The following is a 14,737-nucleotide window of genomic DNA, read 5'->3' on the forward strand; positions in this document are numbered from 1 at the left end:
CTCGCCGGCTGCGACGCCGTCATCGAAGCCGTCTTCGAGGACACCTCCCTCAAGCACAAGGTGTTCCAGGAGATCCAGGACGTCGTCGACCCCGACGCGCTGCTGTGCTCCAACACCTCCACCCTGCCCATCACCGCCCTCGCCGAGGGCGTCGAGCGCCAGGGCGACTTCATCGGGCTGCACTTCTTCTCGCCCGTCGACAAGATGCCGCTGGTCGAGATCATCAAGGGCGAGCGCACCGGTGACGAGGCGCTGGCCCGCGCCTTCGACCTGGTCCGGCAGATCAACAAGACCCCGATCGTCGTCAACGACTCGCGCGGCTTCTTCACCTCCCGCGTCATCGGCCACTTCATCGACGAGGGCGTCGCCATGGTCGGCGAGGGCTACGACCCCGCCTCCGTCGAGCAGGCCGCCGCCCAGGCCGGCTACCCGGCCAAGGTGCTCTCCCTGATGGACGAACTCACCCTCACCCTCCCGCGCAAGATCCGCAACGAGACGAAGCGGGCCGTCGAGGAGGCCGGCGGCACCTGGACCGCCCACCCCGCCGAGGCGGTCATCGACCGGATGATCGACGAGTTCGGCCGTCCCGGGCGCAGCGGCGGCGCCGGCTTCTACGCGTACGACGAAGGCGGCCGCCGCACCCGCCTCTGGCCGGGACTGCGCGAGCACTTCGCCGACCCGGCCCTGCGGGAGGCCGACCTGATGGAACTCAAGGAGCGGATGCTCTTCGTCGAAGCCCTCGACTCCGTGCGCTGCCTGGAGGAGGGTGTCCTGGTCTCCGTGGCGGACGCCAACATCGGCTCGATCCTCGGCATCGGCTTCCCGGCCTGGACGGGCGGCGTCCTGCAGTACATCAACGGCTACGAGGACGGCCTGCCCGGATTCGTCGGCCGCGCGCGCGAACTCGCCGAACGCTACGGCGACCGCTTCACCCCGCCCCCGCTGCTGCTCCGCAAGGCCGAGCGCGGCGAGACCTTCACCGACGACTGACACACCCGCCCGGCCCCACGCCCCCACTCACGCGCCCCGCCACCCCCCGCTTCGCCCAGCCCGCCAGGAGGCCGTCATGACACCAGCCCCGCGCACCGACGGGGAACCAGCGACACCGTCCACGCTGCCGCTGCTCGTGGAACACAACGCCCGCACCCACCCGGACCTGCCGGCGCTGTCCTCGCGCACACCGGACGGCACGGGATGGACCACGCTCGACTGGGCGGGGGTCAAGGAGCACACCACCCTGCTCGCCGCCGGGTACGCGGCACTCGGCGTCGGTCGCGGCGACCACGTGCTGCTGATGATGGCCAACCGCTCCGAGCACTGGCTCTCCGACCTCGCCCTGGTCCGTCTCGGCGCCGTGCCCGTCAGCGTCTACGGCACCTCGGCACCCGAGCAGATCCGTCACATCGCCCGCAACTGCCGTGCCCCGCTCGCCGTCGTGGAGGGCGCCGCACAGGCCGAGGTGTGGGCGCCGCTGCTGGACGACGCGGACACCCCGCTGGCCCGGCTCGTCGTCGTGGAACCGGGCGAGGAAGGACCGCACCTGCCCTACGCGGCCCTGACCGGCGAGACCGTCCCGGATTCGTTCGAGAAGTCACTGGACACGGCCGGCCCCGACGACCCGCTCACCATCGTCTACACCTCGGGCACCACCGGCGAGCCCAAGGGCGTGGTCCTCACCCACCGTCAGGTGCTCGCCAACGCCGTCGCGCTCGACGCGGCCGTGGAACTGCCGCCGCACGTAGAGCACATCTGCTACCTGCCGTTCGCCCACATCGCGGAGCGCATGCTGGGCATCTACCTGCCCTGTCACCGCGCCTCGCACGTCTACCTGTGCGCGGACCCCACCACCGTCGCCCAGGCGGTGCGCGAAGTGCGGCCCCGGCAGTTCTTCGGCGTGCCGAGGATCTGGGAGAAACTGGCCGTCGCCGTGCGGGCCGGTCTCGACCTGCTGCCCGAGGAGCGGCGGCGGGGTGTGGACCAGGCCATGGAGGTGGCCCGCGAGCACGTCGGGTACCGGGAGCGGGGGGAGACCCCGCCGGCGGAACTGGCCGCGTCCTACGCCCGGTTGCGGGAGAAGGTGCTCCAGCCGGTGCTGGCCGCCGGCGGACTCGACCGGGTGACCTGGACCGCCAGCGCCTCCGCGCCCATGCCGCTCGACGTGGTGAGGTTCTGGTCCGGCCTCGGTGTCGTGATCATGGACGCGTGGGGCCTCACCGAGACGACCGGCGTGGCCACCACCAACAGCCCCCGCACCGGCTTCCGGCTCGGCTCGGTCGGCCGGCCCGTCTCCTCCGTCGAGGTCCGGATCGCCGAGGACGGCGAGATCCTGGTGCGCGGCGCCTCCGTCTTCTCCGGATACCTCCAGCAGGACGGCTCCGTACGGTCGGCGCTGGACGAGGACGGCTGGCTCGCCACGGGGGACATCGGCCGGATCGACGACGACGGCTATCTCTGGCTCACCGACCGCAAGAAGGAGATGATCATCACCTCGACCGGGAAGAACGTCTCCCCGGCGCTGGTCGAGAACACCCTCAAGGAACACCCCCTGATCGGGCAGGCGCTGGTGCACGGCGACAACCGGTCCTATCTGGTGGCCCTGCTGGTGCTCGATGCGGAGGCCGCGCCCGCCTGGGCCGCCGCCCGGGGCATCGACGCCGGGAGCGGCGACCTGGCGGCCCTGGCCGCCCACCCCGCCGTGCGCGAGGAGGTCGACCGCGCGGTCGCCGCGGCCAACACCCGGCTCAACCGGACCGAACAGGTCAAGCGCTACCGGCTGCTGGCCCGCGAGTGGGGACCGGCGACAGGTGAACTCACGCCCTCCCTGAAGATGCGCCGCCGCGTCATCCGCGACCGGCACGCCGCCGAACTGGCCGACCTGTACGCCGAGTAGCGGCACACCCCCTCGTACCGACGGCCGCACCGCGTCTCCCCGCGGGGCGGCCGTCGTCGTGCGGCTCCTACAGTCCGTAGCTGCGGCCGATGATGTCGCGCTGGATCTCGCTGGTTCCGCCGTAGACGGTGGAGACCACCGCGGACCGCAGGTGGCGCTCCATCCCGTACTCGGTGGCGTAGCCGTAACCGCCCATCATCTGCATGCACTCCAGGGCGACGCGCTTGGCCGTCTCGGTGGCCTTGAGCTTGGCCATCGACGCCTCGCGGGGGAACAGCCGTTCCGGTTCGGCGTCGCAGTCCGCGGCCACCTCGCGTACCAGCAGCCGGGTGCACTCGATCTCCGTCGCGAGGTCGGCCACCCGGTGCCGCAGCGCCTGGAAACTGCCCACGGGCCGTCCGAACTGCTCCCGTTCGCCGATGTAGGCGACCGCGTCGTCGAACGCCCTGCGCGCCAGGCCCAGCATGTTGGCGGCCAGGAACAGCCGCTCGTGGTTCAGCCCGGCCATCAACTGCCTCCAGCCCGCGTCCACTTCCCCCACCACCGCGTCGGCGGGGAGCCGGACGCCGGTGAAGAACACGTCGTTGACCTCCTTGCCGCCCATGGTCTCGATGCCGCGGATCTCGACGCCCGGGGTGTCCGCCGGCACATGGAACATGGTCAAACCCTTGTGCTTGTCGGCGCCCGTGCGGGCCACCAGCAGGATGCTGTCGGCGATGTGGGCGTTGGAGATCCAGGTCTTCTGGCCGTCGACCAGCCAGCCGCCGTCCGGCCGCCGCTCGGCGCGGCAGCGCAGCGCGCCCACGTCGGAACCGGCACCGGGCTCCGACATGGCGATGGCGAGCACGCTGCCGCGCGTCACACCGCCGAGCACCTCCCGCCGCTGCCGCTCGGAACCGAATCCCTCGTAGGCCTTGGCGGTGATGACCGTGGTGACGAAGCCGCCCGCGGGGACCATGCCGTAGGAGGTCTCCTCCAGGAACACGCACGCGTCGCCCAGGCCACCACCCGCGCCGCCGTACTCCTCCGGCAGGCACACCCCGAGCCAGCCCAGATCGGCGAGCATGCCGTAGATCTTCGGGTTGTGCGGCTCCCGGCCGTCCTGGGTCAGCGCGGCGCGCTGCTCCCGGGTCCCGCACTCGCGCCGGGCGAAGTCCCGGACGGCGGCGGCGAAGTCCGACTGTTCCGCGGTGAGGCGACTTCCCATGAGGGTCTCCGAACACGAGGGGATACAGGTGTATGGGTAATGTTTCACTGTTTCTCGGTGGAGGTGGGCCGGTACCGTGAAAGACACCATGAAGACTTCTGGAGACGAATCCCCGCTCGCCCGCGCCCTCGCGCGGCCGGAGACGGAGGAACGGCTGGCGCGGCAGATCCTCGACGCCGCCCTGGAGCAGTTCACGATCTTCGGCCTGCGCCGCTCGTCGGTGGACGACGTCGCCAAACGGGCCGGGGTGTCGCGGGTGACGGTGTACCGGCGCTTCCAGAACAAGGACGGCCTGGTCGAGGCGTGTCTGCTGCGCGAGGTCAGCCGCTTCTTCCGGGAGCTGGACGACGCCGTCGCCCCGCTGCCGACCATGCAGGACAGGGTCGTCGAGGGGTTCGTGGTCGCCCTGCGCCACACCAGGGCCCATCCGCTGTTCGGGGGCCTGCTGCGGGTGGAACCCGAGGTGGTCCTGCCGTACCTGACCGTCGGCGGCGGGCCCGCCCTCACCGTCACCACCGACTACCTGACGTCCCATCTGAGGCGGGCACGGCACAGCGAGGGCCGCCCGGACGCCGACCCGCGGCCGGTGGCGGAACTGATGGTGCGGGTCGCCGTCTCCTTCCTCCTCAACCCGGCCGGCTGCATCGAGCTCGACGACGAGGAGCAGTCCCGGGCCTTCGCCCGCCGCTACCTCGCCCCGCTGCTCGACGCCTGACCGGGACCACCGGGCCCGCACGGTGCCGCGCGGACCCGCCCGGCCGCCGGACTCGCTCAGCGCCGGGTGTGCAGCCACCGCATGAGCGCCACCGCGCGGGCCTTCGCCGCGGGCGGCGTGGTGAACGACGTCAGGTCGACCGGCGGAGCGAACCGCCGGACGGTGACCGACTGGGGCGCGGTGAACGCCCGCAGCCCCTCCGCACCGTGGATACGGCCGAACCCCGAGTCCCCCGATCCGCCGAACGGCAGGGCCGGAACGGCGGCGAAGCCCAGGACGGCGTTCACCGACACCGCTCCCGCGCGCAGCCGCGCCGCGATCGCCGCTCCGGCACGGCGGCTGCCGCAGAACACCGCGGCGCCCAGCGCGTAACGGGAGGCGTTGGCGCGGCGCACCGCCTCGTCGACGTCCGCCACGGCGTTGATCGCCACGGTCGGCCCGAAGGTCTCCTCGGTCATCGCGGGAGAGTCCTCCGGTACGTCGACCAGGACCACCGGCGCGACGAACGGTCCGTCCGGCTGTTCCACCGCACCCAGCGGGGCCCCCGCTCCGGCCGCCACGGCCGCATCGACGTGCCGGCGCACCACCTCGTCCTGGCCCGGCATCGTCATCGGGCCGTACGCGGCGTCCGGACCGCTCCCCGGCCGCAGCGCGCGGGCCCGCTCCACCACCCGCTCGACCAGCTCCGCGTGCACCGAGCGGACCGCGTAGACCCGCTCCACGCCCGCGCAGGTCTGGCCCGCGTTGCCGAGCGCGCCCCACACGATCGCGTCGGCGGCGGCGTCCAGGTCGGCGTCCGCGGTGACGAGGACGGCGTCCTTGCCGCCGCACTCGGCCAGGAACGGGGTGAGCGAGCGGGCGCATTCCTCCATCACCTTGCGCGCGGTCCCCGGCGAACCGGTGAAGGCGAGCTTGTCGACCCCGGACGCGGCCAGCGCGGCGCCCGTCTCCGCGGCACCGGTGACCACGGTGAACAGGCCCGCGAACCCGGGCACCGCCCGGTCGAAGAGCGCGGCGAGCAGCACCCCGGTACCGGGCGTGTACTCGGACGGTTTGAACACCACCGCGTTGCCTGCCGCCAGGGCGTACCCGATGGAGCCCATCGGCGTGTAGACCGGGTAGTTCCACGGGCCGATCACCCCGACCACGCCGAGCGGCCGGTGGACCACCGAAGCCGCCTGGTTCGCCGCGGGCAGCCCGGTACGCACCCGCCGCCGGCGCAGGATCCGCCCGGCGTTGCGCGCCGCCCAGGTCAAGTGCTCCAGGGTCAGCAGCAGTTCCAGCTCGGCGTCGCGCACGGGCTTGCCGGTCTCGGCCGAGACGGACCGGGCCACCTCGTCGAGCTCCTCCGCCAACGTCCGTTTCCAGGCGAGCAGATGGGCTCGCCGGCGGGCGGCCGGAAGCGCCGCCCAGCGCGCCCCGGCCGCCCGCCCCCGGGCGACCGCCTCCGTGACGTCCCGCGGTCCGTGGACCGGATGGGCGGCGATCACGCGGCCGGTGGCGGGCTCCCGGGTCGTGAACGTCGCCGTCTCCGGGTGGGTGGTGTCGGTCATCGTCCCTCCAGCGGTGAGGTCTCGTCGGCGAGCGGTTCCGTCGGCCTGCCGTACGCCCAGTGCGGGCCCAGGTCGTCCAGCGTCCAGCCGAACGGATAGCTACGGGGCCTGGGCCGGTACCCCCACCACGCGGGCCGGGCCGGCATGAGGCGCACCAGGGCGGCGCGGGCGCGCAGCGCACGGTGTGCTGCGGTGCGCACCCGGCGGGGCTGCGGGTCGAACCCCAGGGCCGCGAGCAGGGGTTCGTCGAGGAGCGCCAGCGTGAACCGTACGGCGAGCGGACGCAGCGGCCGCGGATACCAGGCGGCCATGACCCGCAACGTGGCCGCCGCCACCCGCCGGTTGGCGGGATCGTGGGCGAACATCTCCTGCTCGTAGGAGTTCAGGAGCCGTTCGAAGCCGGCGTAGTCGGCGGGCATGCCGGTGATGCCCATCATCGTGCCCATCCGCCGCCCCACCAGGGCGAGGCTCTCGGTCTCCTGCCAGGACAGGGGGCGCCAGCCGTAGCGGTCGATCCACCGCTTCGGCCCGACCACCGTGGTGGCCAGCACGTACAGGTAGTCCTCGTTCGGTATGCGGTAGCGGCCGTGGATCCGGTTCAGGTGCCGGGCAGTGGCCCGCCCGCGCGGCGAGTCCATGCCGTCGCGGACCATCTCGTGGGCGAACAGGAGGGTGTCGTCGTACCGCTTCTGTCCGGAGCGCTCGAACTCCTGGGTGCGGTCGAGCAGCCGGGAGATGCGGGGGACGCCGTAGTCGCGCAGGAACGCGGCGGAGACGCCCTGGAGGTAGTCCCAGGGGAACTCGTACCGGGTGAGCAGCGCGAAGATCTCCTCGTGGTCCTGTCGCGGATCCATGGTCCGGATGCGGCGGAGCCGGGTGTAGCGGCCCATCGGTACTGCCTCCTCATCGGGACGGGGTGCGCCGGCGGAGGTCCTGGCGGCGGACGGCGGGACCGGCTTGGCATCGCCACCGGAGCCGACGGACGATGGGGAGGGAGGGCACGCCGTTCCCCGCGGTCGTCGAGAGTCGAAGATACAAAAACTATTGACTTGTTTCACGAGGGCGTCAATAGTCCGGACGCGACGGAGAAACGGAGGCCCCATGACCGGCACGCCGCACCCGTCCGACGTCCCGGCACCCGGCCCGGGCACGGACCGTGACGAACCCGTCCCGTTCGCGCCGGGCGCCATCCTCTGGGACATCGCCGGTGACGTCCGGCTGCTGCTCTCCCTGCCCGCCGCCCTCGTCCTCCAGGTCGCCCACCCGGCGGTGGGGGCCGGCGTCGACGAGCACTCCGTGTTCCGCACCGACCCCTGGGGCCGGGCCACGCGCTCCCTGGACTCACTCCAACTCTGGGTCTACGGAGGGGAACAGGCACTGGAGGAGGGCCGCAGGCTCCGCAGGCTGCACCGGACCATCAGCGGCAGCGACACCCGGGGCCGCGCCTACCACGCGCTGACCCCGGCCCACTACGCCTGGGTGCACGCCACCGCCTACCCCGTCTTCCTGCGGGCGGCCCAGTACTTCTCCCGCCCGTTCGACGACTCCGGCGAACGCCGCCTCTACGACGAACTCCTCGTCCTCGGACGCATCCTGGGCATCCAGCGGCGCGACATGCCGGCGACGCCGGAGGAGTTCTGGCCCTACTTCGACACGATGATCCGGGACGAACTGGAGCGGACGGCGGTCGTCTCCGAACTGCTCGACCCGCGCAGGCCCGTCCCGCCGCCGGCGGGCGCGGGCCCGCTGCTGCGCCGCCTCTGGCCGGTGCTCCGCCCGCCCCTGGGCCGGCTGCACGTCTTCGTCACGACCGGACTGCTGCCACCCGCCGTCCGGGACCGCCTGGGCCTGGAGTGGACGGCACGTGACGAGCGCGGACTGCGCCGCTTCGGCGCCGTGGTCCGCACGGTGGTGCCGATGCTCCCCGAGCGTCTGCGCTACCTCCCCAGGGCGCGGGCGGCCCGCCGCGCCGCCCGCGCGTAACCACCGCTTCCGGGCCCGCGCGGCCCGCGTGCGAACCCCGCGGGCGAACCCCGCGGTCACGGCCCGCGGGAGGCATCCGCGGTCACTGCCCGGCCGGGATGATGCGACGCCCGGTGAGACGGGTGGGCAGGATCGACACCCACATGTCGCGCTCGCCCCCGGCCCACGGCGTGCTGTGGGCGCTCTCGTACAGGTGCCGTGCCTCTTCGGGCCCCGTGACGGCCCGTGCGGTGCCGACCGCCAGCACGCTCCAGCCCTGGCTCATGGCCTCGTCGAGCCGGTCGACCTCGAAGGCGACCTCCGATCCCACGGCGGCCGCCGGCACGGACCCGGGAGCGGTCCGGAAGGCGATCGAGTCGTCCACCACCTCGTAGTTGACCGGGACCACTGCGGGTCCCTCGGCCGTGGTGACCGAGACACGTCCGACACCGTGAGTGGAGAGCAGGGTGCGGCACTCGTCGGGCCCGAGGTCGCGCAGCCGCGGGTGCAGCAGCGCCATGCCCTGACCGGGCGGCAGGTCGGCACCGCCGCCCCGCAGCGCCCGGACGTTGGTGCGCAGTGCCCCGGCCAGCCGGATGAGAGTCCCCATGCTGGGGTCGGCGGGCTGCTCCTCCAGATAGGCGAGGTAGTCCGGTGCCATCCTGGCGCGCCGGGCCGTCTCCTCCCGGCTCAGGCCCTGGCGTTCACGCTCGGCCGCCAGGCGCCGTCCGATGTCACCGGGGTCGGGGGAGCCGGCGGGAGGCGGGGCGCCCGCGCCGGCCGCGGATTCGTGTCCGGGGCGCCTCAGGTGGGCATCGGGTCCGGGAAAGACGAGCGTCACGTCGTCCGTGTCCGACCAGCGCACGTCGTAGGGGGGTGTGCCGTCGTCGTGGTGCAGCCCGACGATCTCGCCGTCGCGCCGGGTGGCGCCGGTGGTCGGACTCTCGATGACGAGGTGGTCGCCGAGGTGGGCTCGCATGGTCGCCGCCTTTCTCCTTCTCTCAGCCGGTGACTGTCAGCCGGTGACCGTCAGCCGGTGATCTCGATGCGCGGTGAGCGGTCACATCGGCCATCCGACGGACCGACGGGAGCCGGGCCGCGTCGCGCCGATCCCGTCGGCGTCGCGCTCGGCGATGGCCACGAGTTGCCGGCCCAGGTCCTGCATGGCCCTGCCCGCGGCCAGTTCGTCGCCGATCTCCGGCACATCGGGGTCCGCCGGGTTGCGGTGCGCGGCTCCCCGCCCGGTCAGCACGGCGGTCCCGGTGTCGATCACCACGCGGGCCTTGGTGGTTCCCCCGTCCTCGAAGAGGTGGAGGCGAGTCTTCCATTCCAGTGTGTGCGACATGGCTGTCCTCCTCGGCTCGGGGCGGACGAGCGCCACCGACGGCGGGTCGACCGGCCCGCCGGCGGGTCCACCGGACCGGCGGCGGACCTCTCCGCGGCGCCGACGGCCGTTCCCTGCGGGCCGCCCCTCGTACTCACCATTCTGTGCGCGGAATCCGGGCACGGCGCGTCGGCCGGACCCGGACGTCCCCGCGGCCGGCGCCGAGCCGGGCCGGCCGGGGGGAGCCGAGGCGGGCGGCCGTCGCGCGGGAGGCCCTAACGGCGGGTCCGCCGGCGGGTGAGGAGCAGGCCGAGGGCCATGCCCGCGAGGAGGGTGACCGTGAGGACGCTCCACAGCGGGAGCGTGACGTCCGGGATCCACAGCCGGACGGTCACCGATTCCGTGTTGGCGGCGATGAACCAGATGGCCAGGCCGGCGAGCAGCAAGAAGCCGATGGTGCGCAGCCGGACGTCCCGCCCCTTGACCGTCACGGTCGGTGGACCGTACTCATGTGCGGTTTTCCGTGCCATAAGAGCCATCATCTGTCGTTCTCGCCGTGTGTGCGACTTGCGTAACGGTCGTGCAGATACCCCCTGGGGTAATTGTGCTACCGTCGAATATACCCCCAGGGGTAATGCTTCGACGGAAAGGAAGACACGCGTGTTCTTCATCGACACGATCGAGGTGTCGGGCCTCGGCAACCGAAGCTACCTGGCAGGCGGTGAGCGCACGGCCGTGGCGGTCGACCCGCCGCGGGACATCGACCGGGTGATCGCCGCGGCGGCCCGGCGCGGGGTGCGCGTCGCCTGCGTCGTCGAGACGCACGTCCACAACGACTACGTCACCGGCGGCCTCGAACTGGCCCGGGTCACCGGCGCGGACTACCTGGTCCCGGCCGGCGCGCGGGTCTCCTTCACGCGCGTCCCCGTGCACGACGGGGACCGCCGGGAGATCGACGGCGCCGCCGGACTCGCCCTGCGCGCGCTCGCCACACCCGGTCACACCCCGCACCACACCTCCTACGCGCTGGAGGAGAACGGCACCGCGGTCGCGGTGTTCACCGGCGGTTCGCTGCTGATCGGCACGGTGGGCCGGCCCGACCTGGTCGAACCGCGGCTGACCGAACGGCTCGCCCGCGCCCAGCACGCATCCGCGCGACGCCTGGCCGCCGAACTGCCCGACGCCGCCGCCGTGCTGCCCACGCACGGGTTCGGCAGTTTCTGCTCGTCCTCCCAGCAGGAGGGCGGCAGTACGACGATCGGCAAGGAGAAGGCGTCCAACGAGGCCCTCACGCGGGACGTGGACGCCTTCGTCGCGGACCTGCTGTCCGGCCTGGACGACGTCCCCGCCTACTACACGCACATGGCGCCGGCCAACGCCGCCGGACCCGCGCCCGTCGACCTCACCCCGCCCGCCGTCGCCGACGCCGACGAGATCGCCTCCCGGCTGGCGGCGGGGGAGTGGGTCGTGGACCTGCGCAACCGTGTCGCCTTCGCCGCGGGGCACGTGTCCGGGTCGTTCAACTTCGAGGCCGAGGGCCGGCTCGCCACCTATCTCGCCTGGCTGATCCCCTGGGGGAAGCCGGTCACCCTGCTCGCCGAGTCGCCCGGGCAGCTCGCCGACGCCCAGCGCGAACTGGTCCGCGTGGGAATCGACCGCCCGGCCGCCGCGGCCACCGGCGGGCCCGCCGACTGGCTGCGCGACGGTGAGCGTCCGGCCTCCTTCCGCCGCGCCACCTTCGCCGAACTCGCCGGCCGGTATCCGGGCGACGGCGTCGTCGTCCTCGACATCAGGCGGGACACGGAGCGCGCGGGCGGCCACGTCGACGGCTCGGTCCACATCCCGGTCCACACCCTGCACGACCGCGTCCACGAGATTCCCGACGGCCAGGTGTGGGTGCACTGCGGCAGCGGCCTGCGCGCCGCCATCGCCGCGTCCCTGCTGGACGCCGCGGGCCGCGACGTCGTCGCGGTGGACGACCCCTTCTCCGAGGCCGAGCGGGCGGGCCTCGTCGTCCGCACCCCCTGACCGGGGCGACGGAGTCACCTCGAGAAACGAGAAGCGAGAGAGCGACATGATCTTCCGACCGAGCCGGGGCGCCCCGGGGCGTGTGAACGTCCAGGAGGCCGCCGCACGCACGGGGCACGCCGCCGCGGCCACCGGGCAGACCGACGCCGTACTCCTCGACGTCCGTGAATCCTGGGAGTGGCAGGCGGGACACGCGCCGGGAGCCGTGCACCTGCCGCTGTCCGCGCTCGCCACCGGGGCGGGACTGCCCTCCGGCGCGCAGGGGCGGCCCCTGGTCGTGATCTGCCGCACGGGCAACCGCTCGCGCCGGGCCGCGGACCTCCTCGCTGCGCGCGGAGCCGAGGCTGTGGACGTGACCGGCGGCATGGAGGAGTGGGCCGCCGGCGGACTGCCGGTGGTGAACGCGCACGGCGGGAGCGGCAGCGTCGCGTGAGCGTTCTCGTCCTCGCCCTGACCGCCGGGGCCGTGACTGGCCTCGCGCTCGGTGCCCTCGGGGGCGGCGGCAGCGTCCTGGCCGTCCCCGCCCTGATCTACCTGCTCGGCTTCTCACCGGTCGACGCCACCACCGCGAGCCTGCTCGTCGTGGCCGTCACCTCACTGGCCGCGCTGTCGGCGCACGCCCGTGACGGACACGTCCGGCTGCGCACCGGGCTGCTCTTCGCGGCGGCCGGCATCGGCCCGGCCATGCTCGGTGCCGCCGTCGCGGGCCACCTGCCCGCCGCCGCCCTGACGGCGGCCTTCGCGGTACTGGCCGCGACCGCGGCATGGCGCATGCTCCGCACCCCACCGCCCGCCGGCCCCTCCGCGCCGGTACGGCCGGGCCGTGCGGCCGCCGCGGGGGCGGGGCTGGGCGGGGTCACCGGTGTCCTCGGTGTCGGCGGTGGCTTCCTCGCCGTACCGGCGCTGGTGAACGTGCTCGGTCTGCGCATGCGGGACGCGGTGGGCACCAGTCTGCTGGTCATCACCGTCAACTCGCTGGCCGCCCTGCTGCTGCGCGCCGGCACCCTCCAAGGGCTGGACTGGACCGCCGTCGGCCCCTTCGCCGGTGCGGCGATCCTCGGCGCGTGGGACGGGAAGCGGCTGGCCGCGAAGGTGTCCGGGCGCACACTCCGGCGGGCCTTCGCGGTGGCGCTGCTGGCCGTGGCCGGATTCATGCTGCTCGACGCGGTGGCGTGAGGATGCGCACCGCACCCTCGCCGCCGCCCGACGCCCCGCGGTCCCGGGCCAGGGACAGGACCAGTTTCTCCAGCCGGTTCAGCACGGACGTCAGTCCGCGCCCCCGAGCCGCAGATCCACGACCACTCCTCATGCTCTAAAATACCCCCAGGGGTACTGTGCGTCGCGATGCGGTACCCCGTCGACCACGAAGGATCACACCACCGCCATGACCAGCCCGCTCGCCCCGATCGTCCTCGACACCGGCCAGGCCGGAGACCGGCTCCACGAGTTCACCGTCATCGACGTGCGCCCGCCCGGCGAGTACGCCTCCGGGCACCTGCCCGGCGCCGTGAACATCCCGCTGGACCACGTCCGCCGGGCCCTGCCGGAGATCCGGCACGCCGCCCAGCGCGGTGACCTCCTCGTGGTCTGCGCCTCCGGCGCCCGCTCCGAGAAAGCCTGCTCGCTCCTCGCCGGTGAGGGCGTCCGCGCCGCCACGCTCGCCGGTGGCACCGGCGCGTGGGCGTCCGAGGGCCGGGACCTGCAGCGTCCCGCGGCCTGCGACACCCGGGCCGGCTGGAGCATGGAACGCCAGGTCCGCTTCACCGCCGGAACGGTGGTGCTCCTCGGTCTCGTGCTCGGTCTGCTCGTGCACCCGGCCTTCCAGCTGATCGCCGCGGGCATCGCGGCCGGCCTGGTCTTCTCCGCCGTCACCGACACCTGCGGCATGGCCGTGGTCCTCGGCAAGCTGCCCCACAACCGCCCCCGCGCGGCCACGCTCGACGCCGCGCTCGCCGCCCTGCGCGGCCGGTGAGGCGGACCGGGGGCCGGCAGTCGCCGGTCCCCGCGACCGGCAGCACACCGGGGACGGGGACCGGAGCGACGGCGGTCGTCAGGGCGACGCCTCCGGTTCCCGCCCGCCCTGGTCCAGCCGGAAGGGCGGGTACACGTCGGTGAGCAGGGCCGCGTAGGCGGCCACCCGCAGCACCCAGCGGTTCAGCCCGATCACCAGGTCGAACAGGCCGCGGGGGTAGTGGCCGGTGAACGCCAGGGCGATCCCGGCGAACAGGGCCAGCAGCCCGATGAGGCCACCCGCGAACCAGGCCTGACGGGTTCCGCCGAGGAAGAACGCCAGGATCAGGTAGTGCGGGACGGCCAGGAGCCACCACTTCACCAGCACCAGACCGCGGGACAGCTCACCGGGGTACACCAGCTCCCAGTGCGTCGGGTAGTCGGGGACGTCGGCGAGCGTGAACGGCGGATAGCGGTCGGTGCCCAGCGCACCGTACGCGTAGTAGGCCACACGCCAGTTCCACCGCAGCACACCGGTGTTGAAGTCGAACAGGGGCCGCGGGTAGCGGCCGGTGACGAGGATCGCGAAGAAGGCCACCACGCTCACTCCCGCGAACGCCACCCACAGGAAGAGCAGGACGACGTAGTGGGGGAGGGCGAGCAGCCACTTGACCAGCCACAGCCAGCGGGACAGCGGTGCGTCGAGCTCCGCGGTCAGCCGCGCGGGACGCGCAGGCGTCCCAGCGGGGGGCGGCACGGCGGTGGGCTCGGTGTACGTGCTCATGGGAACCGGTCCCTTCGGGCTCCGGTGACGATCACGAGCGGCTCAGCGGGTGGTCGTCGTGCGGTGTGCCGGCGCTACCGGCGCGGGGCCCGGACCGGCCGGACGGTGGGCGCGTCGGTCACGGTGGCCGAGTCGATTCGATGCCCTGATCCCAGTATCCGTGAAATCCCCGCTCGTGCAGGGGCGGAGCGGGCCACGGCAAGGGGCCGGTCGTCCCTGTGCCGAGCACCCCTCCCCCCGATACAGTGGTCCCGCGCCGGCCCCCGGACACCGTCCTCCCCCCGTGGGACGGTGCCGGGGGCCGGTCGCGTTCCGCCGCTGCGC

15 protein-coding genes are annotated in these 14,737 nt (G+C 73.4%); 8 read left to right on the plus strand and 7 right to left on the minus strand.

Annotated elements, in window-relative coordinates; genetic code table 11:
* Both ACZ6A9_RS14830 and ACZ6A9_RS14835 read left to right on the plus strand, forming a co-directional pair.
* Positions 1-990, plus strand: a 990-nt coding sequence (locus ACZ6A9_RS14830; protein WP_468984637.1) for a 3-hydroxyacyl-CoA dehydrogenase family protein, incomplete at its 5' end; no start/stop codon positions are given.
* A gap of 76 nt (positions 991-1,066) precedes the next feature.
* On the plus strand, positions 1,067-2,890 hold the full coding sequence (locus ACZ6A9_RS14835; protein ID WP_468984639.1) for an AMP-dependent synthetase/ligase: 1,824 nt from the start codon (positions 1,067-1,069) through the stop codon (positions 2,888-2,890).
* Between the two features lie 67 nt (positions 2,891-2,957).
* Here ACZ6A9_RS14835 and ACZ6A9_RS14840 read toward each other — a convergent pair whose 3' ends face one another.
* Positions 2,958-4,097 carry an acyl-CoA dehydrogenase family protein gene (locus tag ACZ6A9_RS14840; RefSeq protein ID WP_468984642.1) on the minus strand — a complete coding sequence of 380 codons (1,140 nt, stop codon included), beginning with the start codon at positions 4,095-4,097 and terminating at the stop codon, positions 2,958-2,960.
* Positions 4,098-4,185: 88 nt separating this feature from the next.
* Here ACZ6A9_RS14840 and ACZ6A9_RS14845 point away from each other — a divergent pair, with 88 nt between their 5' ends.
* Positions 4,186-4,812: a TetR/AcrR family transcriptional regulator gene (locus tag ACZ6A9_RS14845; RefSeq protein ID WP_468984644.1), complete on the plus strand. Its 627-nt coding sequence runs from the start codon at positions 4,186-4,188 to the stop codon at positions 4,810-4,812.
* A gap of 56 nt (positions 4,813-4,868) precedes the next feature.
* On the opposite strand, the gene ACZ6A9_RS14850 is transcribed toward ACZ6A9_RS14845, so the two are convergent.
* Both ACZ6A9_RS14850 and ACZ6A9_RS14855 read right to left on the minus strand, forming a co-directional pair.
* Positions 4,869-6,365 (minus strand): aldehyde dehydrogenase family protein, encoded by a 1,497-nt coding sequence (locus tag ACZ6A9_RS14850; RefSeq protein ID WP_468984647.1) that lies wholly within the window; start codon positions 6,363-6,365, stop codon positions 4,869-4,871.
* Positions 6,362-7,255, minus strand: coding sequence for an oxygenase MpaB family protein (locus tag ACZ6A9_RS14855; protein ID WP_468984649.1), 894 nt, complete (start codon positions 7,253-7,255; stop codon positions 6,362-6,364). The genes ACZ6A9_RS14850 and ACZ6A9_RS14855 overlap by 4 nt, the downstream gene beginning before the upstream one ends.
* Before the next feature lie 211 nt (positions 7,256-7,466).
* Here ACZ6A9_RS14855 and ACZ6A9_RS14860 point away from each other — a divergent pair, with 211 nt between their 5' ends.
* Positions 7,467-8,348 carry an oxygenase MpaB family protein gene (locus tag ACZ6A9_RS14860; RefSeq protein ID WP_468984652.1) on the plus strand — a complete coding sequence of 294 codons (882 nt, stop codon included), beginning with the start codon at positions 7,467-7,469 and terminating at the stop codon, positions 8,346-8,348.
* A gap of 82 nt (positions 8,349-8,430) precedes the next feature.
* Here the strand turns inward: ACZ6A9_RS14860 and ACZ6A9_RS14865 are convergent, their stop codons facing one another.
* From ACZ6A9_RS14865 to ACZ6A9_RS14875, 3 genes are all read right to left on the minus strand, one after another.
* Positions 8,431-9,306 (minus strand): pyridoxamine 5'-phosphate oxidase family protein, encoded by an 876-nt coding sequence (locus ACZ6A9_RS14865; protein WP_468984654.1) that lies wholly within the window; start codon positions 9,304-9,306, stop codon positions 8,431-8,433.
* An 81-nt stretch (positions 9,307-9,387) separates the two neighbouring features.
* A complete protein-coding gene (locus ACZ6A9_RS14870) occupies positions 9,388-9,672 on the minus strand; it encodes a DUF1876 domain-containing protein (RefSeq protein ID WP_468984657.1) in 285 nt (94 codons plus the stop codon).
* A 254-nt stretch (positions 9,673-9,926) separates the two neighbouring features.
* Positions 9,927-10,142: a lipopolysaccharide assembly protein LapA domain-containing protein gene (locus ACZ6A9_RS14875; protein ID WP_468984660.1), complete on the minus strand. Its 216-nt coding sequence runs from the start codon at positions 10,140-10,142 to the stop codon at positions 9,927-9,929.
* A gap of 169 nt (positions 10,143-10,311) precedes the next feature.
* Between ACZ6A9_RS14875 and ACZ6A9_RS14880 the strand changes: the two genes are divergently transcribed.
* From ACZ6A9_RS14880 to ACZ6A9_RS14895, 4 genes are all read left to right on the plus strand, one after another.
* Entirely contained in the window at positions 10,312-11,679 is a 1,368-nt protein-coding gene (locus ACZ6A9_RS14880; protein WP_468984663.1) for a rhodanese-like domain-containing protein, read from the plus strand.
* Between the two features lie 46 nt (positions 11,680-11,725).
* The gene (locus ACZ6A9_RS14885; protein WP_468984666.1) at positions 11,726-12,112 is read left to right on the plus strand and encodes a rhodanese-like domain-containing protein; all 387 of its coding nucleotides are present in this window, start codon (positions 11,726-11,728) and stop codon (positions 12,110-12,112) included.
* Entirely contained in the window at positions 12,109-12,855 is a 747-nt protein-coding gene (locus tag ACZ6A9_RS14890; RefSeq protein ID WP_468984668.1) for a sulfite exporter TauE/SafE family protein, read from the plus strand. The genes ACZ6A9_RS14885 and ACZ6A9_RS14890 overlap by 4 nt, the downstream gene beginning before the upstream one ends.
* Before the next feature lie 208 nt (positions 12,856-13,063).
* Entirely contained in the window at positions 13,064-13,651 is a 588-nt protein-coding gene (locus tag ACZ6A9_RS14895) for a rhodanese-like domain-containing protein (protein ID WP_468984671.1), read from the plus strand.
* Positions 13,652-13,729: 78 nt separating this feature from the next.
* Here the strand turns inward: ACZ6A9_RS14895 and ACZ6A9_RS14900 are convergent, their stop codons facing one another.
* Positions 13,730-14,413: a DUF4389 domain-containing protein gene (locus ACZ6A9_RS14900; RefSeq protein ID WP_468984674.1), complete on the minus strand. Its 684-nt coding sequence runs from the start codon at positions 14,411-14,413 to the stop codon at positions 13,730-13,732.
* Positions 14,414-14,737: the final 324 nt, after the last annotated feature.

Source organism: Streptomyces sp. NPDC041124 (genome assembly GCF_055592385.1).